The sequence below is a fragment of the Rhodococcus sp. IEGM 27 genome, from assembly GCF_033142305.1.
In the GTDB taxonomy this organism is placed as follows: Bacteria; Actinomycetota; Actinomycetes; order Mycobacteriales; family Mycobacteriaceae; genus Rhodococcus_F; species Rhodococcus_F oxybenzonivorans.
The window spans coordinates 487328-507050 of the sequence record NZ_JAWLSG010000003.1 but is presented as its reverse complement, the minus strand read 5'-3'; the positions used below and the strand labels follow the sequence as shown (position 1 = coordinate 507050).

Below are 19723 nucleotides of genomic sequence, written 5' to 3'. Positions count from 1 at the left end.
CAGCACACACGTAATAGTCCAACCGGAACCATCGACGAGAAAACCGCCCACGATCGGCATCCCTCCACGCGGGGAACGCTCGCGCCCACACAAGGCCACGCCCTGCGAGATTGAATTCAGTCGCACTCCACCGATTGTGGGGCGTCCACGGACACGGTAGTCCTGGAATGACGGTCCGCCTCCATGTTCAAAATGACCACACCGGCCATGATGCATATCAATCCAGCCACTCGTGCGACCGACACAGCATCGCCGAACAGCAGTACTCCCACCACCGCAACAGAGGCGGTGCCAATTGCCGACCACAACGCGTACGAGACACCAAGCGAGAGCGATCTGAGCGCCTTCGACAAGAAGAAGAACGAAAGGAGGTACCCGGCGAGGACCCCGACCGTCGGAAGCAGCTGCGTGAACCCTTCAGTCGAGTGAAGACCGGTTGTGGCAGAGATTTCCACGACAACCGCACCCATGAGGTAAAACCAGCCCATGGCGCCTAACCTCCCAAGTTCATCGCGGCGATACCAATGACGGTCAGCGCCAGACCGGCTATCTTGACCCGCGAGATACGATCCCCGTGGAAGAGAGCACCGAGTGCGACCACCGCCGCCGTCCCCAGCGCTGACCACAGCGCGTACACCACGCCGATGTCAATGTGTCTGACCGCCTTCGCCAATAGAAAGAAGGCGCCTCCATATAGCGCCAACACCGCAGCAGATACTCGAGCCCGGGTGAACTCGCGAGTGAGCGGAAGCATATTCGTAGCCGCGACTTCGAGAACAATCGCTACGAGAAGCAACAACCATGCCATGGAATCGATTCCAATCCGTCGTGAGATTCGGACCGTTCTCCGCACTGGTAGCTCCTGTGGCGGCGCCTGCTGAAATACCCGGTCACGTAGGCTTTTTCCTCAGGCCCCTCTTAGTTTGACATGGAGGTACATACCAGCTCGGTCGGCCGGCTTGCGATATGCGTTAGGCAATCTCGCGGACAAAGTCGAGGGGGTCAGGTGCCGAATCGTCGTTTCGAACGGTGGTCACCGCGCGAATGAACTCCGCGACATGCTCGATTGCCCTGCGTGCCTCGGGCAGGAAATCTGCGGCCACGTGGAAGACGTGGAACTGACCATCCCAGATCTCGAGCGAGGCCGGGATCCCGGCGTCGGTGAGGCGGTCGAACATCAGCGACGCATCCGGGTACAGCATGTCTGTGGACCCAACCTGAAGTAGTACCGGCGGTAGCCCGCGTAGGTCTGCATCGACGGGAGACGGAGGAAGTTCCGACACGCCACGAGCACGGAGTTCCACCCGCGCGGTCAGGGCGGTCATCGCCACCAACGCCGAACTGGGAAGGATCGGACATCGCGCAGACGCGGGGTGCTGCAACTTGTCTGTTGGGTCCAGGTCGGTGAGCGGCGACAACGCGACCAGGCCGGCCGGCCGCGGCAGATCGAGGTCAGCAAGGGCGAGCGCCACCATGAACGCGAGATAACCACCAGCAGAATCACCAGCAATGACGATCTGCGCCGGGACAAACCCTCGTGCAAGCAACCAGCGATAGCCAGCGATCCCGTCGGCGACCGCGTCCCCGATCGTATGTGCAGGCATAAGTCGATAGTTAACACTGAGCACACTTGCCTCCGCCGACTGCGAAATCCGAGAGGCAAGTCGCCGGTGCGTATTGAGGCCACCGGTCAGGAACCCCCCGCCGTGAAGGTAGAGGACCACGCTGTGCAGGTCGGCGTTGTGTGCCTGGATCCAATCCGCATCGCAATCTGTCAAGCGCACACGACGATGCCCGACGCCATCGAGCGGGGGTAACACGCGCGCGGCCTGGTCAACGACCTGCGCGGCCCAACGTGCGCTCGGAATACGCGCCCACACACCGAGCACAGGTTTGACCGTCACACGTAACGCGTGTGTCAGGAGTTTTGACTGAATGCTGTTGCCAGGAAGGAAGCTCGAACGTGGCACGAGATGCGATTCGGAGCCCACACAATGCGTGTGGTTTCCTCCCACACCGCCAACCGCGGCCCCGGGCTGTTCCACCGAGCTAACGGCTGACATCGGCACTCCAAACTTCCAGGGATACACGGCCGGGATCTAAGGCGATAGCCCCAAAGCCGTACGAAGACGTCCTCTCAACTTATGGCTCAGATCACCCGACCGGACTCCCCCACAGGGGGAAAAACACCCCCCAAACGGGGGATCCTTCCTCCAAGGAGTTGCAGTTCGCTCCGCGCGCTGATGCACTGGAGCGAGATCGAAGGGTCTTGTGCACGCGGCAGAAATTTCAGATAACAATCCAAGTCTGGCGGCAACCTGACCGGTGCGGGCAGTCCCGGAACAACTCGGCCGGGAAGACACATCGCTCCATGCTTGTCCAGGTATGACGGTTGGAGGTAGTACCATGATCGACGACCCTGTCATCGAAGACGTGCGAATTATTGAGTTCGCACGCCGCTGGCTTCCCTACGGTGGTGGCACAACCGGAGACCTCTTGGTCGAGTTCGGCATGACTCCAGCCTGCTACATCGCGAGACTGGACAGCATCCTCGCACGACCGAAGGACAACCAACTCGACCCCAACTTCCGCGAGGACCTCCGCCGTTTCGTATCTCTACGCGCGCTCACGGCTCGCCCGACATCGTAGATGCAGAACCTCGAGCATCGGGATACTTGGAGGCGTGAACCTTCGGGCGGCGTTGTCTTATCTTCGCGCGAGCGTGGTCACAGTCGGTGCTACTCACCCGCAGGGAGAAATCGTGGTTCCATCTGGGGTATTTCAACCTGAATCCCGTAGCGTGGATCACACTGCGCTGCCTACGGTTCATCCGGACGTCATTCCGAGCCGATAAGCCGAGGAACCTCTGTGATCACCGCTGCAGATGTGGACTATCACCCATGTGAGCCATCAGCTCATACCTGGGGTTAGACCATCGTCTTGGTCTTCTCTGTCCCGGAAGCGGGCGTCCTCGGTAACGCCTACGTGCTGTCTCGGCCGAATGTCGGCGTCACCATTTCGTCGGGAAGTGATTGGTCCGAAGTGCCGGTGTGCGGGGTGTCAGCCAGCCGCGCAGAATGAGGGCGACTCACCTTTTTCCATACCTGCTCACACACCGTGCCGTAACTGCAAGGACTAAAAGACCTTCTGCCTGAACATCAACCCCCGACCGCCCGGGCGCCACCTACGGTTGCGTCGACATGGGCGGCTGGGTCTGTGGTCAGTCCTCGTACGTCATGGTCCCGTACCCCGACTGGACCTGCTGAAATTCCCCGACCGCGACCAGCCGATGGGGAAGATCCTCGACCTGACGATGCTCTCGACGTCTTCCCACCGGCTTCCACGGCTGCGTGACCGCCGGAGTCAAAGTCGGTTCTACCGCGTATATCGTCAGCGAACCATTGAGAACCTCTACCCACGCGAAATCGAAGAATTACTGTTCCAGCACCCGGACGTGGCCGACGTAATCGTAGTGGGCATCCCGGATGAGAAGTGGGGCGAGCAGGTCGGCGCCGTCATCCGACTCCACGAAGGTCGCGAGCGCCCGGCGTCCGATGTAATGAAAAGTTGGTGCCGTGAGCGTATCTCGGCTCACAAGGCTCCATCCCTGTGGTTCTTCACCGACCAGTTCCCGATGACGCCGACCGGTAAGATCCAGAAGTTCAAGCTCTCTGAACAGATCAGCGCGGGTGAGCTGAGGTCGGCAGTCGAAACCGCAGTTTCCCCCTCCCGGTCACGTTGAACGTCCGCTTCCAGCGTAGGAGCCGCTGAACACCGGCGTCGGATTGATCAGGACTGAATAACACGAGGCGCACCGGCCCCACCATCCTCAGCAGTGCAGTGGTGTCAGGCGTGCGTCCTACTCGGGAATGACGTCACTGGGACGTCAGCGAGCTCGAGGCCGGCCGACGCGAGGGCAGGGTTCGGGGACGGTCGTCGACGTCGGCACCCGCACCGAACCGCCGCACTACTCGGATGGCATCCGTATCACATCGGTAGCTGCCGACAATGCCCAACCGGATGTGGTCGCAACCGCAGTCCTACAACGTTTGCGGCTGAAGTGATGACTTCTCTTCGTGGTGCGAACTAGTGCCCTCAGGAACTCATACGCGCCACTCGACGTCAGCGGGGTGCCGATTCTTCCACTACTTTGGCCCAGTGCTCATGGGCCTTCGCTGCCCACTGTTCGCGGCGTCGCTGAAACAGCACAGCACCGTCACGCCCGATCCATTCTGGCAGCAGTTCCTTGGGCAATTGTGGGTCGAGCCGCATGAACCTCTGTTGCAGACTTACCAACTCAATGTAGGCAAGTAGCAATTCATCATCGCCGCGCGGCTCGGATGCGCAGTCCTGAGTGAGCAGTGTTCGGTAGTTTCCGGCCAGGTCGGTCAGGTCCCAGGCTCGCTCGACGATCTCGTGATTGTCCAGCCCTCCGGGACGGAGATTACCGGTGACAACGAGTGCATTTTCGGACAGACCGAGCGTCGAGACCAATTCTCCCAGTTCTCGCGCCCTGTCGACGTGCGGTGTCACCCAGACTCCCTGGGTGGGGTTTCCCATTCCAAGCCAGGTCAGCCCCCCGTTGAGACGGTTGCGAACTGAGCTCTTGCGTTGCGACACCGTGATCGTCAGCATGAGCCATTCGCCGTCCCACGGAACCGGTCCGTCCAGAAATGCATGTGAGCGTCTGATGCCATCGGCGGCCAGCGCGCGACCGTGGTCGGCGAGATGCCAGCGCACCCCGCGGCCGACGCGTTCACGTTCGATCCACTTGGCTGACGCGGCACGTGAGAGTAATTGCCGTGCAGCGTGATCTTCGATTCCCATGCCGCCGAGTACCTTCATCAGCGCGGCGGTCCAGGCGCCCTCCTCGGAGTCGTAGAGGAACTCACCGATGACCGTCAATAGCATCGATCTCGCACTCGGCGGCGGCAGTGGCTGCTGAGCGAGTCGGTTGGACGCTATCAACGAATCCTCCTTTTATGTCGCAACGAATGTACCTACTTCGACCCTCGAGAAGAACTCGTAGGCCCCCAACTTGTCCTCCAACGACTCGATGTCGACGCTCGACGCCGACTCGGGCGCCAGTATCACGGTGACTTCACGGCGCAGACCGGTGTCATCGAGTGCGATATCACAGGCCACCGGTGCGCGGCTGGCGCTCGACACCACCTGAAGCACCTCGTCTTTCAGAGCACGCGCCCGCAGCGCGGGCTTCGATATCTTACCGACCGGAGTCAACGGCAGCCGATCGAGCACCGTGACGTGAACCGGAGTAGCCGCTTTCTCTTGCACATGATCCCGGCAGAACTGCAACAGCTCGGCGGATTCGGCGACATACCCTTCCTTGAGCTGAACATAAGCAACCGGCATTTCACCCTTCGCTGGGTCGGGCCGACCCACCGCAGCCACTACTTCGACCGCGGAATGTGAGCCCAGCGCCTCCTCGATATCGCGGGGATCGATGTTGTGACCCCCACGAATGATCAGATCTTTGCTGCGCCCGGACACCCAGACGAATCCGTCGCCGTCCACGGTGCCGAGGTCGCCCGTCCGACCCCACACGCCCCCGCCTGGCACACCGGTCACGAAGAAGCCGACATCGAGCTGCGCATCGAGGTATCCACGACTGACAGTCGGTCCACCGATCAGCAACTCTCCGTGCTCCCCCGGTTCGCAGTCGCGACTCCACCGGCCGTCGGTGTCGAGGACGACAGCGCGCACCCGGGAATGCGGCAAAGGCCGACCGGCCGAACCCACGCGCGGTTCGACACCGTCGTTCGGATGGCCGGTGATGGTGCCATGAAACTCTGTGCCTCCCCAACATTCGCGCAACCATATTCCGAACCGAGCGTGGAATGCCCGAATCAGGGCAGTGGAAACGGTGCTGCCGCCGACGTGGAAGTCGGTCAACGTCGTCGGGCCTTTCGGTGAGGTCGTCGCGTTCAATATTGCGAATGCCGTCGTCGGCGTGGCCATCGTGGAGGTCATGCGGTAACGCTCGACGATGGCCCAGAACTTCTCGACGACGTCCCGCGACCGGAAGCCGCCGGATGTCAATGTCAGCAGGGTCTGTCCGTAGACGACCGATCGCAGGGCGAGCGCGATACTTCCGCCGCAGTGAAAGTTCGGCATTCCGTGGCCTATTACGGTGTCTTCCTCGGATCCCATCAGTGCTCCGACGTTCCACGCAATGACGAGTTGGCCGCGTTGCGTCATACGCACCAGCTTCGGCGCTCCCGTCGTTCCGCCGGTAGGCATGACCATTGCATCCCGTCGGGGGTCGTCCTCGACATCCACGTTGCGGCCGCAATGTTCGGTCAACGCTGCATTGAACGTGCTGTGGTCACCGTCGACGAGTAGGACATCTTTCAGCGTCGGAGCACTCGCCATTACTGCGGCCGTGTCCACGCCGCGTTCCCGAAGGATTTCACCGGTCGTGACCAGAACGGTCGCGGCAGTGCGATTCAGGATGTTGACCAGCGAAGCAAGTTCCAGAAAGGGGTTCAACGGAACAGCGCTGCCGACCCGCTGTGCGCCCCAGGTGGCGAACAGTCCCTCGGGCAACATCGGCACCATCACCGCGACCACACTGGGCGCGCCCCCAGCACGCTCGAGGAACACCGATGCCGACGCTTCCACCGCCGCGAGTAGCTCGCGGTAGGTGACTTCTCGGGTGGGCCTCATGAAGTCCGGGGCCTCGAGGTGCACGATCGCGCTCTTGTGCGGGTGCCGACGAGCCGATTCTGCAATACACGCGTGGATCGTCGCGCCGGGGAGCAGGTCCTCGTGCCGCCGCTGTTCCACCTCGAGGATATCCCGCGGCGACCGGACCCGACGTCGCACTAATTGCCTACGCGCGCTCACCTCGGACAACCCCACCTCACACAACGGAGATACCACCGTTCACACTGATCACCTGTCCTGTGATTCTGCGCGAGAGAGGCGACGCGAGGAAGAGAATCGCGTTGGCCAGATCCTCAGGCTCGGTCAAACCCAGCTGCGCCTGTGACACGATCTTGTTGAAGATCTTCTGGCTGAACTCCGCATTCATGGCCCGATCGTACGAACCGGTGTTCACGATCAACGAAGGAGTCAGGACATTGACGCGGACGCCGTATCGCTTCGCTTCGACCGCCAACGTCTGCGAAAAGGTGACAATCGCTGCCATCGCCGCGCCGATACCTGTCTCTCCCGGGGTCGGGACCTTCGCTGCATCCGAGGCGATCGTGATGATGGAGCCGCGTCCGAGCCCGCGCATCACGGGCACTGCGGCCCTGCTCATCAGGATTGGACCGATCGCCTGCTGAACCAGAATGTCGATCAACTTCTCGGGCTCGATGTCGTGTAGCAACGTCGGTTGATATTGCGCAACAGTAGAATTGACGAGAATATCAACTTCGTCGAGATGCTCCTGTGCCTGCCGGACGACTTCATCCGCTGCGCCGGCCTCGTTGAGGTCCGCGGCTACGAACAACACGTCGCATTCGGGATTCGTCTTTGCGAGTCGAGCGAGTGCGTCCTTGCCACGAAGTTCGTTGCGGCCGACCACTACCTGTTTCTTCGCTCCGGCGTCGGCGAAGTATCGCGCCGTGGCGAGACCTACGCCGGACGTACCACCCGCAATGATGATCCCTGAGCCGGAGAAGTCGTATCCATCCTGCGCAGAGCGGTGCATATCGGATGCGTGGGTCATTGTACGTTACTCGTTTCCTTTGGCGATGATGGAAATACCGGCGTGGTGACCGGACCTTGCTGTGGAGCGTGGATCTTGACGATGTAGGCGGCACTGAACGCGCCCAGCGTGCACAGTGCGAGGCACACCGCGCTGATGGTCCAGACTCCACCGGTGGTGGGTTCGAGAGCCGTCGCTACCAGCGGTGCGAAGCCGGCGACCAGCGCTGCGAGCTGCATACCGAACGAGCCTGCCGTATAGCGAACCGCAGCGGGCAGACTCTCGACGACGAAGGCCGGGAAGATTCCGTTGACCACTGCGTGTCCCAACCCGGCAACGAGGATCAGCGAGACGAACACCAGAGCGAGGTTGCCGACACCGAGCATGGCGAAGTAGAAGAACAGGAGTACAGCCTCGCTGAGCAGGCCGAAGACGATGAGGCGACTTCTACTGACCCGATCGGAGAGTGCACCCCACACCGGGTTCATGAGGACGACGACCAGCGTCGCCGCGGAGACGACCCACAGCATGCTCGTTCGCGGGATGCCCGACTGGTTGACGGCGTAGCTGAGGCTGTAGACAGTGATGACGTACCAGATGGACATCATCCCGGCCATGATGAATGTAATACCGAGGATCGTCATAGGGTGCCTGGACAGCGCGTCACGAATCGGGTTGTGTTTGACCGCGGTCGCATTGGCGGACGCGACAGCACGGTCGGCCTGACTCTGCTTGAAGTCGGGTGTCTCGTCCAGCCCGCGGCGAATCAGCATGCCGACGAGAACGATGACCGCACTGAGTAGGAATGGAATCCGCCAGCCCCACGAATTGAACAGATCGTCCGGCATCAGAGTGACGAACGCGAAGACGATCGTCGCGAGGAGGGTACCGCCCTGAGCGCCGGCGGTGGAAAAACTGCCGTAGAAGCCACGCTTGTTCTTCGGGGCGTGTTCGACCGAGATCAAGACCGCCCCGCCCAGCTCCCCGCCGACCGCGAGCCCCTGCAGGACCCGGAGGACGACCAGCAGGACGGGGGCGAACGAACCGATTGAGTCGTATGTCGGAAGTAGACCGATGCACACGGTCGCGGCGCCCATCACGGAGATCGTGAGTAGCACTGCGGTCCGGCGCCCATACTTGTCCCCGACGTAGCCGAACAGCAACCCGCCGAGTGGGCGAGCCACATATCCTGCGGCGAAGGTGGCGAAGGACAGCAGCAGTGCCACGTGGGTGCTGACATCACGGAAGAAGAGGTCGCCGAAGACGAGGGCTGCGGCGGTTCCATAGGCGACAAGGTCGTAGTACTCGATCGCCGATCCCGTGAAGGCAGCGAAAGAAGCGCGGCGGGATGTGGTTTTCGTTGGTGGCGCGGCGTTGTCGAGAGGCGGGGACGAAGACATATCTTCTCCTGGAACTCATGGAAGAGGAAGAGTCGCGGCGGGATCGACCGCGGCATCGCTCGATGCAGTTCTGCGAATGGTACGACCATAAAGTGTGATTTGGATCTCGTCAAGAGGGTTCCCCGAACGGATGCAGGCGAAGTTGACTGTGCGCCACCGGCTTCCACAAATATGACTCGGCAATCACACATCTCACGCACCTCTCATGACCTCGAGCCTTGAGTTGAAGATTTACCAACCTCGCGCTGACCACAATACCTCCCTAGCTGGGACGTTGTACACTTTTCCGAACATCTAGTTGCAGTTTGTGCAAATTGGGTGCAAGATCGCTTCTGTCGGGTACGTCACAGCCGAAGAGACGTACCCGGGATCTTGCGCCATGCGCTACACGAGAGAAGGACGGGCGAGAAAACATGCCGTCGACGTTCACACAGGCAATGCTCATCATGAGTGCCGTGGCCGATAATCCGACCGACTACGTCGCACAGTGGAAAAGGCGGACCGGGAGAAAAGCGCTCGGGGTGTTTCCGATGAACTTCCCCTCCGAACTCGCGCACGCCGCAGGTGTTCTTCCTGTGATCATCCAGGAAGATCGAGAGCCGATCACCGTCGGCCGAAACCTGTTGGGCGAGTTCAATTGTGGATACACTCGCAACGTCGCCGATCAAGCAGCACTCGGCCGCCTCGACGTCTACGACGCCTTCTTCCACGCGGACCACTGCATCCAGTTGCTGGGTGCAATCGATGTGGTGCGCGAGGACGAGTCGGACAAGCCGGTCTACTTCGGACAGTTGATGTCCTCAATGAGCGATGATTGGGCATTACCGCAGGTACTGGGGAAGATGGAAGACTTCCGCAGCGAGCTCGCGAAGTTCGCCGATCGTACGATCTCTGACGCGGATCTCGCGCGAAGCATCGACATCTATGATACCAATCGTCGCTTGATGCGGACAGTCTTCGAGAACAGACGCTCCGGCGATGCAGCGCTGACATCCGCCCAGCTGCAGGTTCTCGTCAAGTCCAGCATGATCATGGACAAGGAGGAGCACTCGGAATTGCTGAGCCAGGTAATAGCAAGCCTGAACTTCGTGCCCCGCAACGATCGAATCCGCGTTCACCTGTCCGGACACTTCTGCCACGCCCCGAAACCAGAACTGCTGGATCTCATCGAGGACTGCGGAGCCATCGTTGTCGATGACGACCTCTTCCACGGAACACGGTACGTATCAACGGATGTCGGAGCTACAGGCAACCCACTCGAAGCCCTCGCATCGGTGTACCTCCGGCGCAACACAGCTGTACCCTGCCCGACACGGGTGCAGCACGAAGTCGACTGGGATCGTTTCCTTGTCGATTCCGTCGACGCGAGCGGCGCGCAGGGTGTCATCGTTCTGATGGCGAAGTTTTGCGAACCGCACATGCTCTTCTACCCGGAGCTGCGGAAAGCACTGGAAGCTAGATCGATTCCGCTGTTGCTCATCGAAACCGAACACGAAGGTCTACCGATGGAATCCATCCGCACCCGGGTGGAAGCGCTGGTGGAGCGAATCAGACGCAAGCAACTGTCCACCGTTTAGCACCCACACCTACCCTTCGGAGGAACTTACTGTGTCAGCCCCCACGCTCGGCAATTCCAACAAGATCGTCATCCCGACCGCCACCAACATGGTGGGCGACTACTGGGAGAACCTGTTCACGGCGAAGGAACGCGGCAAGCAGGTGGTCTGGTACAACGGTTCAGCCGTGAACCCCATCTTCCAGGCCGCCGGACTCGAGTGGTGCCACGGCGAAGCGTTCTCGGCACGCCTGGCCGCACAACAGCTCGAGAAGCCGGCTCAGCTCGCCGGCGAGGAATACGGGTACATCGGCGAGTTGTGTTCCTACGCGAGAACACATCTCGGTTGCGCCGTACTCACAAAGCAGGCCAAGTCCGAGGATGAGAACGGCATCGTCGGACTCGTCGACCAACAGCAACTCGCCGCCCGCCTGCCTGCACCGGACTTCTTCGTCAACGCGTACGCCGGCTGCAGCACCGGCCAGCAGTGGGACGAAATTTCGTACCGCGTCTTCGGAAAACAGGTACCGATCTTCAACGTCTCCCTCCCCTTCCTGCCCAGCAACAAACCCGACGCAGGCTACCTTCGCGGTGAGGAGTGGGAGCAGGCATCACAATTTGTGGCCGATCAACTGCACAAGCTGATCGCCTTTCTCGAGGAAATGACAGGCCGGCCATTCGACTGGGATGCGCTACGGCAGAACATGTCCTACATCAAACGCGCCTCGGAACTACGTCGTGAGGCGATGGCGCTGTGCCGTGCCGCCCCGACACCGGCCACCTACTGGGACTGGATCGCCAGCATCGCGCACATCAACTTCATGCCCGCCGGACCGGAACTGGTCCAGTACTTCGCCGACGTCAAAACCGAAGTGCAGTACCGTCTCGACCACGCCATCCCCGGCGTCCGCAACGAGCGCTACCGTCTCTACTTCGACGGCATCATGAACTGGAACAAGCTCGGCTGGCTATCGCGCAAATTCGCCGACGCCGACGTCGCCGTGGTCTGCGGAAGGTACACGCACAATGCGTTCTGGCAGGAACCGCACCTGATCGACACGGACGATCCCATTCTCGGCATGGCGCAGCACTATTTGCTGTGCCCGACGAACCATGGCGTCAAGACGCTCAAGCACCTCACCAACCGCGATTGTGTCGACTACGGAATCGACGGAATCGTCTTCCACGCCTCGCGTACCTGCCGAGCATTCACCAACCCCCAGCACCTGCTCGCGAAGTCGGCGCAGAAAGAACTCGGAATTCCTTCGATGTTCTTCGAAGGTGACGTCGCCGACGCATCCTTCTACAAGGACGAGATCCTCGAAAGCCGTCTGGCCGCGATGCTCGAGGGCATCGACGTTCGCCGAAGCCGGGTCTGATCGACGTGACGGAATTCTTCATGGGAGTCGACCTGGGATCGACGTCCGCCAAAGCCGTCGTCCTCGACGGGTCCGCAGCATTTCTAGGCGCGAGTGCCATTCAAATGGGCGCCGTGAGCCGAGCTGGAATGCGGCAGGCAATCGACGACGCCCTCGGCCGGGCCTCGGTGGCGCCGTCGCAGATCACGGCCACCATCAGCACCGGCTACGGTCGCCGACTTGTCCCTGGCATCGGGCGGACGTTCACCGAGATCACCTGTCATGCGCGCGGCGTAGCAGCACTGTGCCCCGGCGTCCGATTGATCGTCGACATCGGTGGGCAGGACAGCAAGGTCATCGCTGTGGACGAAGAGGGACTCGTCGAGGACTTCGCAATGAACGACCGATGTGCCAGCGGCACGGGTCGATTCTTCGAGGTACTCGCGAGGGCCATCGAGTGCGAGGTCGACGAGCTGGCCGACCTCGCCATGTCGGGTGACAAGAACCTGGAGGTCAGCAGCATGTGCGCAACTTTCGCCGAAACCGAGATCGTGTCGCTTCTCGCAAGCGGGTGCGAGCGGACGGACATAGCAGCCTCCGTTCACCGGGCGGTTTCCGCTCGGACGCTCGGTCTGATTGCTCAGGTGGGCAAGAAGACGCCGGTGGTCATGACCGGTGGGGTGGCGAAGAATGCCGCGGCCGTCCATTTCTTGAGCTCGGCACTGGGGGTGCGCGTGGATGTCCCGCCGGACCCGCAGATCACCGGCGCCTATGGTGCAGCTCTCCTCGCGCTCGAGACGCGCGGCACCGTGGCTTCGTCCCCGGACGTCGAGCTCTCGCCCACCGGCCCGTCGGCCCACTCGTGCGGAGACTGCACCGGCTCGATCGAGCTACACATGCCGACCGTACCGGCGTCATAACGCGGCCGCCCAGCCTGCTGAATAGACCGTAGCTACATCAAAAACCTGAACGATCGAGCTCTGTCCACAATGTACGGAGATCAATGAAGCACACGCGTAATTCATTCTGCCGGATCTGCATCAATCACTGTTCGATACGTGTGGACGTCGACGACGGAGTCGCGACCGCGGTCCACGGCAACAGCCGCAATCAGGTGTACGGCGGATACACCTGTGTCAAAGGACGATCACAGCACGAATTCCTCCGGCATCCTGATCGTCTCGTGCACTCGCTGGTGCGAACACCTGACGGCCATGTGCGTGTCCCGGTCGAGCAGGCTATGGACGAGATCGCCGCCAAACTTGCGGAGATACGCGATCGGTTCGGACCTCGCGCGATCGCCAGCTATGCAGGGACGATGGCGCACATCACCACCGCGCCGACTGCAGCACCAGTACACAACGCCCTGTTCGATGCCCTCGGCTCCGATATGAGGTTCGATCCGAACACCATCGACAAAGGTGGGAAACAGGTCGCGCAGTCCCTCCTCGGGTACTGGTCCGCCCCGTCCCAAGGATTCGACGCACCGGAGGCAATCCTGTTGATCGGGATCAACCCGATGGTTACCTGCACGGGCTTTCCAGCGGGCTCGCCCAAACGTTGGCTCCTGGACACCCTTGCCCGGGGGTGCAAGCTCATCGTCGTCGATCCGCGCCGGACCGATGTGGCACAACACGCCGATTGGTATCTGCAGGCGGCACCCGGGCACGACATCCCACTTCTCGCGGCCATGATCAGGATCGTCATCGACGAGGGCCTGTTCGACCGGGACTTCGTTGCCCGGCACGTGCGCGGCCTTCCGGAGTTGACCGCCGCGGTGCACCGGTTCGATCCCTACGAGGTGGCGCGGCGGGCGGGGATATCCGGTGCGGACCTCGTCGCCGCCGCCCGCTGCTACGCCACCGCGAAACGCGGCTACACCATGGCGGGAACCGGACCGAACATGGCGGGCGAAGGCACGCTGGTCGAGTACCTGGTGCTCGCCCTCGAGACCTTGTGCGGACGCTGGCTGCGCGCGGGCGAGACCGTGTCAGCCTCACCCACGTTGCTCCCGTCCTACGTTCCTGTCGCCCAGGCCACATCGCCGGATGCCGATTGGGCGTTGCCGGGCACGGTGCGGGTCCGCGGATTGCGTAAGACTCGGGCGGGGATGCCGACGGCAACGCTGCCGGAGGAGATTCTCACCCCGGGAGAGGGGCAGGTGCGTGCACTGATCAGCTGGGGAGGTAATCCGGCCGTAGCGTTCCCCGACCAGCGGCGGACTGTCAAGGCGCTCGAGTCCCTGGAATTGTTCGTCCAGCTCGACCCCTGGTATTCCGCCTCGGCCCGTGTGGCCGATTACGTGATCGCACCGACGATGCCGTTGGAGGCGCCGTCGACGACCGTGTTTCTCGATGCGCTCGCAGCGAGGGGAACGGGCTATGGAATCGGACAAGCCTACGCACAGTATTCGCCTGCCGTCGTCGAGCGCCCCGAGGGGTCCGATGTCATCGAAGAGTGGCGGTTCTTTCACGGGCTCATGAAACGACTCGGGTATCCGGTCGCGGTATCACCGTTCGGATGTCCGTCTTCTCCCCCTCGGCCGATCGACGGCGTCTCGACAACCGACGAACTCATCGACATCCTGTCCGAGGGTTCCGCGATTCCTCTCTCGGAGGTCAAATCCCATCCCGACGGAATGACCAGGACGACCCGCCTCCTACAGGTGCAACCAGGTGACCCAGACGTGCTCGATCGCCTCGACATAGGCAACGGCCTGATACTCGCCCAGTTGGCCGGACATGCCGGCGTTGTCGAGCTACCCCGGTCGGACCGGCCGTACCGTCTCCTGTGCCGACGACACCTCCACGTCTACAACTCCTCCTGCAACATCGATCGAACCCACCGCGGCGTCCCCTACAACCCCGCGTTCCTGCACCCCGACGACATGACCGAACTCGGTGTGTCCGACGGCGCGCTCGTTCGTATCAGCTCGGACCTGTCCTCCATCACCGCTGTGGCAATGAAAGATCCTGCACTACGAACCGGAATGGTGTCGATGGCGTTCGGCTACGGACCCTCTGGTGACACCGAGGGAGTATGGGCAGCCGGCAGCAGCCCCAGCCGCCTCGTGTCCATCTCCGAGAAGTTCGACCGGTACACCGGGCAGCCGCGAATGACGAACATTCCCGTCTCGATCGACAGAATCGACCCTCCATGCCACACGTGATCACCCAACAGTGCTGCAACGATGCGAGCTGTGTGAGCGTCTGCCCCGTCAACTGCATCCACCCGACTCCTGACGAGCCTGACTACGCACGCGCGGAAATGCTCTACATCGACCCTGCGACCTGCATCGACTGCGGTGCATGCACGGATGTCGACGTTTGCCCGGTGGACGCGATCGTCCCGGACTCGGCTCTCACACCCGAGACCATCCGATACGCGGACCTCAACGCGCGCTACTTCAATGAATCGACGCGCACGCAATACAAGCGCGAAAGAGTCGCGCGCGAGCGATCCGACCACAACCGGTCATCAGTAGGCCCGCTGCGCGTGGCCATCGTGGGGTCCGGGCCGAGCGCCTGCTACGCGGCGGACGAGTTGACGACCACACCAGGTCTCGACGTCGAGGTTCACATCTTCGACCGTCTACCCACGCCGTGGGGCCTGGTTCGCTACGGAGTTGCACCGGACCATCAACACACCAAGTCCGCGACACGGACATTCGAGCGCATGGCACGTCGGCCGGGGGTGTTCTTCCACCTCGGGGTAGAGATTGGCACGCACCTCACCCACGACGAACTCCTCGCCCACCATCATGCGGTGATCTACGCGGTAGGTGCGCCCGCCGACAAGCGACTGGACATTCCCGGAGAAGACCTGCCGGGCAGTGTGTCGGCAACCGATCTGGTCGGGTGGTACAACGGCCATCCAGATCACACAGACCACGCCTTCGACCTGTCCACCGAGCGGGCGGTGATACTGGGCAACGGGAATGTGGCGCTGGATATCGCACGCATCCTCACACGCGACGTCGCGGAATTGGCACGCACGGATATCGCCGGACACGCCCTGTCGGCGCTGGCCGACAGCGGCATCCGAGAGGTTGTCGTAGTAGGTCGTCGCGACCCGGCACACGCCGCGTACACGACACCCGAGTTGCTGGGGCTCGCCGGGTTGACGACCGAGGTCGAGCTGACCCTCGACTGTCCCGCGACGGAAGTCGACCACACCGAGGATGACACCGATCAGACGGCCTGTTCACCGACGACCTTGAAGGCACTGGTTGCGGAAGAACTCGCGCTACGACGCGTCGGCGGTGCTCCACGCAGGATAGTGCTGCGCTATCTGGCGTCCCCAGTGGAGATCGTCGGCGGCGATCGCGTTCGAGGAATACGGTTGCGGCGCAATGAGATGATCGCTGAAGAAGACGGCCGTTCCGGCATCCGGCCCACGAAGACAACTGATGTGCTCGAATGCGGACTCGTCGTACGGTCGGTCGGCTACCGAGGCCGCCCGATGCCCGGCCTTCCCTTCGACATCGATCGCGGAATCATTCCGAACCACAACGGGAAGGTTGTGGATCCGGGTACAGGAGAAACTCGGACGGGTGTGTACGTGACGGGGTGGATCAAACGTGGTCCTTCCGGCGTCATCGGCACGAACAAGCACTGCTCGATCGAAACGGTCACGAGTCTTCTCGACGACCACGCGAACGGGCGACTCACAGCTCCAGCGGGCGGACGTCGCTCGCTGTTCGAGCTCGTGCGAGACCGAAGGCCGAACACGGTCGACTACGAAGGCTGGCAGCGAATCGACAAGTTCGAACAGACCGTAGGACAGCGTGAGGGACGCCCACGGGTCAAGATCGTCGATACCGATGGCATGCTTGTTCGGGCCCAATTTTCCTGACACTACGCCCTCACCGCCCCACCGCCCCTGGCTGCGATCGCGCCCCGCGGCAGGTGGGCGAGGGTGGGGTTCATGGTGTGTCAGAACGCGGAGATGCCGCCGTTGACACTGATCGTCTGACCGGTCAGGCGAGCTGCATCGGGGCCGCCGAGAAACACGATGAGGGATGCGAGATCCTCGGGCACAGCCACCCCAAGATGAGCTTGAGCTGACGCCTTCTCGAAAAGCGACTTGCTGAAGCCATCGCTGAGCACGTTGGCCGCTGTTGGCGTGCCATCGATCAATGAGGGAGTCACCGCGTTCACTCGCACACCATTGCGCTTGGCTTCGATCGCGGTAACCCGCGTAAACATTACGATCGCGGCCATCGCGGCCCCGAGGGCACTCTCGCCTGGCGTCGGCACCTTGGCCGCATCTGACGCGATGTTGACAATGCTTCCCCCTCCTTGTTGCTGCATCAGCGGCAACACTGTCCGGGTCACCAGCATCGGGGGTAGGGCCTGCCCCATCAGGATGCCCGCGATGTCGGCGACTGGAGTACGGTGCAGCAGCTCCGGCCGGTAGGACGTGGTTGTGGAGTTGACAAGAACGTCGACCGATCCCAACGCGCGGTGAGCCGCGGCGACGGAAGATTCCACTTGGCCGATGTCGGATGCATCGGTCGCGATGAAGGTTACGTCGACATCCGAACACCGGTCTCGGACCGTTCGCTCTGCGGCCTTCCCTCGCTCTTCGTTCCGACCGAGCAACACGATTCGGCGTACGCCTGCGGCGGCAAAGCCGAGAGCCGTCGCGAGGCCGACACCCGACGTGCCACCGGCGATCAGTACTCCCGAGTCTTCGTAGTGTCGGACCAGCGTGGATGAGGACATGCACTTACCTCCAGAGATGGCGCTACCGCACATTAGTTGACAGATATTGATGTGACATGGACATTTATGTAGAGTATAGACACAGCGCAACACATCTCCGGAAGGGCTTCAGGAGTTCGGAGGCTTGGTTGTTTTTGACAGATGATGAGGTAAACGTTCCACTCTGGCCGGCATCGCAGGCATCCACGGGCTGCCCGGTTCGCCGCTCTAGTCGTTTGACACTACTGGACGAATTCAGATTTTCGATGTATTACTTCAGCGTGTGATAGAGGCAACAAGGTTTCGAGATGCCTCGTGTACCGCGTATCGAAACGACACTTCAACTCTCAAACGCTGAAGACAGGACTACGCACCATGCACCCAGAATTATCACTGTGGCCGTCGACTCCCAGCACCGGAGTTCGCGACATTACCCTCGGCGGGTTGCTTCGCGAGGCTGCAAGCACAGTTCCCGACCGCATCGCCCTCGTCGATGCCGTTCCGGACCCCAGCGAGCGGACCTCGTGGACCTACAGCGAACTGCTGGCCGAGGTCGAGTCGGTTGCCAAGGCACTGCTGACCAAGTGCGAGCCAGGAGATCGGATCGGTATCTGGGCGCCGAACAGTGCCGATTGGGTCATCCTGCAGCAGGCCGTCGCGATGGCGGGGATGGTCGTCGTCGCAGCGAATCCCGCTTACCGCGCCCACGAACTCGAGTACGTGCTCGAGCAGGCCGGTGCCGTTGCGCTGTTCTATCGCGACTCCTACAGAGGAGTCGACCTGCGATCGATCATCGACGAGATTCAGCCCAATCTTCCCGAGCTGCATACGATCGTCAGCACCAGCACGTGGCGGTCGTTCGTCGACGCCGCCGACAGCACGAAGGAATTGCCCGACGTAGACCCCATGGATCCCGTGCAGATCCAGTACACGTCGGGAACAACGGGCTTCCCGAAGGGGGCTCTACTGCACCACAAGGGCATCATCAACGAGGCCAACTTCGTGTTCGACCGCGCCGACATGGACGAGGGCGGCGTGTGCATCAATGCGATGCCGATGTACCACATCGGCGGCGGCGCAGTCACCGAGTTGGGGACTTTCTCAAAGCGAGGCACCTACGTCGTACTCCCTGCATTCGATGCCGCGCAGACTCTGGAAATGGTCGAAACCTACAACGGCACGCACTCGCTGATGGTTCCCACGATGCTCATAGCACTGCTCGAACACCCAGATCTGGAGACGAGGGACATCTCCAGCTTGCGCACGGTACTGTCCGGAGCCGCAACCGTGCCCGAGAGCCTGATTCACCGAGTCATCGACCGCCTGAACTGCCGGTTCACGATCCTGTTCGGACAGACCGAGATGCACGGTGTGATCAGCCAGACTCGTGTCACGGACGATCCGGTCGATCAAGCAACCACCGTTGGTCAGCCGTTACCCGAACTCGAGGTGAAGATCGCGGATCCGCTGACGGGTGAAGCACTGCCAATCGGTGAGCAGGGTGAAATCTGTTGCCGCGGTTACCAGAACATGCTCGGTTACTACGAGATGCCCGATGCCACTGCCGCAACCATCGACGCCGAGGGATGGCTGCACATGGGAGATCTCGGCACCATGGATGCCCGTGGCTTCATCAAGGTCACCGGACGCCTCACCGAGGTGATAATCCGCGGCGGCGTGAACCTGTATCCACGCGAGATCGAGGAGCTACTGTTCCAGCATCCGTCGATCGCCGACGTCATCGTCGTGGGCGTGCCGGACGAGCGGTGGGGTGAGCAGGTGGGGGCGGTCATCCGACTCCACGACGGCCACGATCGCCCCGATCCCTCAGCGCTCAAAGCTTGGTGTCGCGAACGTATTTCGGCCCACAAGGCGCCTTCGCTCTGGTATTTCACCGATCAGTTCCCGATGACGCCGAGCGGCAAGATTCAGAAGTTCCGCCTGCGCGACCGAATCATCGCCGGCGACTTGGCGTCGGCACCTGAACGCGCGGACGTGAGTTGACTCAGCAAGGCGCTGACGCACCTTCT

Annotated in this window: 16 protein-coding genes; 8 read left to right on the top strand and 8 right to left on the bottom strand. The window is 61.7% G+C overall.

The genetic code is table 11. The annotated features are described in order from the left end of the window. Window positions 1-116: 116 nt before the first annotated feature. From R4P95_RS13260 to R4P95_RS13250, 3 genes are all read right to left on the bottom strand, one after another. Window positions 117-488, bottom strand: a complete 372-nt coding sequence (locus tag R4P95_RS13260; RefSeq protein WP_317744239.1) for a multidrug efflux SMR transporter — start codon at window positions 486-488, stop codon at window positions 117-119. 5 nt (window positions 489-493) lie between these two features. Next, complete coding sequence (locus tag R4P95_RS13255) at window positions 494-808, bottom strand: DMT family transporter (RefSeq protein ID WP_317744240.1); 315 nt, start codon at window positions 806-808, stop codon at window positions 494-496. A 163-nt stretch (window positions 809-971) separates the two neighbouring features. Continuing rightward, window positions 972-2063: an alpha/beta hydrolase gene (locus R4P95_RS13250; protein ID WP_317744612.1), complete on the bottom strand. Its 1092-nt coding sequence runs from the start codon at window positions 2061-2063 to the stop codon at window positions 972-974. Between the two features lie 343 nt (window positions 2064-2406). On the opposite strand from R4P95_RS13250, the gene R4P95_RS13245 reads away from it, so the two are divergent. Continuing rightward, the gene (locus R4P95_RS13245; RefSeq protein WP_317744241.1) at window positions 2407-2649 is read left to right on the top strand and encodes a DUF3263 domain-containing protein; all 243 of its coding nucleotides are present in this window, start codon (window positions 2407-2409) and stop codon (window positions 2647-2649) included. Between the two features lie 640 nt (window positions 2650-3289). Then, on the top strand, window positions 3290-3742 hold the full coding sequence (locus tag R4P95_RS13240) for an AMP-binding enzyme (protein ID WP_317744242.1): 453 nt from the start codon (window positions 3290-3292) through the stop codon (window positions 3740-3742). A gap of 380 nt (window positions 3743-4122) precedes the next feature. Here R4P95_RS13240 and R4P95_RS13235 read toward each other — a convergent pair whose 3' ends face one another. The 4 genes from R4P95_RS13235 to R4P95_RS13220 all read right to left on the bottom strand — a co-directional run bounded on the left by R4P95_RS13235 (window position 4123) and on the right by R4P95_RS13220 (window position 9075). Beyond that, window positions 4123-4968 carry a PaaX family transcriptional regulator C-terminal domain-containing protein gene (locus R4P95_RS13235; RefSeq protein ID WP_317744243.1) on the bottom strand — a complete coding sequence of 282 codons (846 nt, stop codon included), beginning with the start codon at window positions 4966-4968 and terminating at the stop codon, window positions 4123-4125. Between the two features lie 12 nt (window positions 4969-4980). Next, a complete protein-coding gene (locus R4P95_RS13230) occupies window positions 4981-6807 on the bottom strand; it encodes an AMP-binding protein (RefSeq protein WP_317744244.1) in 1827 nt (608 codons plus the stop codon). Window positions 6808-6883: 76 nt separating this feature from the next. Further along, on the bottom strand, window positions 6884-7696 hold the full coding sequence (locus tag R4P95_RS13225; RefSeq protein ID WP_213575931.1) for an SDR family NAD(P)-dependent oxidoreductase: 813 nt from the start codon (window positions 7694-7696) through the stop codon (window positions 6884-6886). Continuing rightward, window positions 7693-9075, bottom strand: coding sequence for an MFS transporter (locus tag R4P95_RS13220; protein WP_317744245.1), 1383 nt, complete (start codon window positions 9073-9075; stop codon window positions 7693-7695). The genes R4P95_RS13225 and R4P95_RS13220 overlap by 4 nt, the downstream gene beginning before the upstream one ends. 413 nt (window positions 9076-9488) lie before the next feature. Here R4P95_RS13220 and R4P95_RS13215 point away from each other — a divergent pair, with 413 nt between their 5' ends. The 5 genes from R4P95_RS13215 (at window position 9489) to R4P95_RS13195 (ending at window position 16842) form a co-directional block, all read left to right on the top strand. Further along, window positions 9489-10652 carry a 2-hydroxyacyl-CoA dehydratase subunit D gene (locus R4P95_RS13215; protein ID WP_397517680.1) on the top strand — a complete coding sequence of 388 codons (1164 nt, stop codon included), beginning with the start codon at window positions 9489-9491 and terminating at the stop codon, window positions 10650-10652. A 31-nt stretch (window positions 10653-10683) separates the two neighbouring features. Further along, window positions 10684-12009: a 2-hydroxyacyl-CoA dehydratase subunit D gene (locus R4P95_RS13210; protein WP_213575928.1), complete on the top strand. Its 1326-nt coding sequence runs from the start codon at window positions 10684-10686 to the stop codon at window positions 12007-12009. 20 nt (window positions 12010-12029) lie between these two features. Continuing rightward, window positions 12030-12908, top strand: a complete 879-nt coding sequence (locus R4P95_RS13205) for an acyl-CoA dehydratase activase (RefSeq protein ID WP_317744246.1) — start codon at window positions 12030-12032, stop codon at window positions 12906-12908. Window positions 12909-12991: 83 nt separating this feature from the next. After that, entirely contained in the window at window positions 12992-15157 is a 2166-nt protein-coding gene (locus tag R4P95_RS13200; protein WP_317744247.1) for a molybdopterin-dependent oxidoreductase, read from the top strand. Further along, on the top strand, window positions 15145-16842 hold the full coding sequence (locus R4P95_RS13195) for an FAD-dependent oxidoreductase (protein ID WP_317744248.1): 1698 nt from the start codon (window positions 15145-15147) through the stop codon (window positions 16840-16842). Before R4P95_RS13200 ends, R4P95_RS13195 begins: the two co-directional genes overlap by 13 nt. 80 nt (window positions 16843-16922) lie before the next feature. Here R4P95_RS13195 and R4P95_RS13190 read toward each other — a convergent pair whose 3' ends face one another. Next, window positions 16923-17714, bottom strand: coding sequence for an SDR family NAD(P)-dependent oxidoreductase (locus tag R4P95_RS13190; RefSeq protein WP_213575924.1), 792 nt, complete (start codon window positions 17712-17714; stop codon window positions 16923-16925). A gap of 354 nt (window positions 17715-18068) precedes the next feature. Here R4P95_RS13190 and R4P95_RS13185 point away from each other — a divergent pair, with 354 nt between their 5' ends. Beyond that, the gene (locus R4P95_RS13185; protein WP_317744249.1) at window positions 18069-19697 is read left to right on the top strand and encodes an AMP-binding protein; all 1629 of its coding nucleotides are present in this window, start codon (window positions 18069-18071) and stop codon (window positions 19695-19697) included. Window positions 19698-19723: the final 26 nt, after the last annotated feature.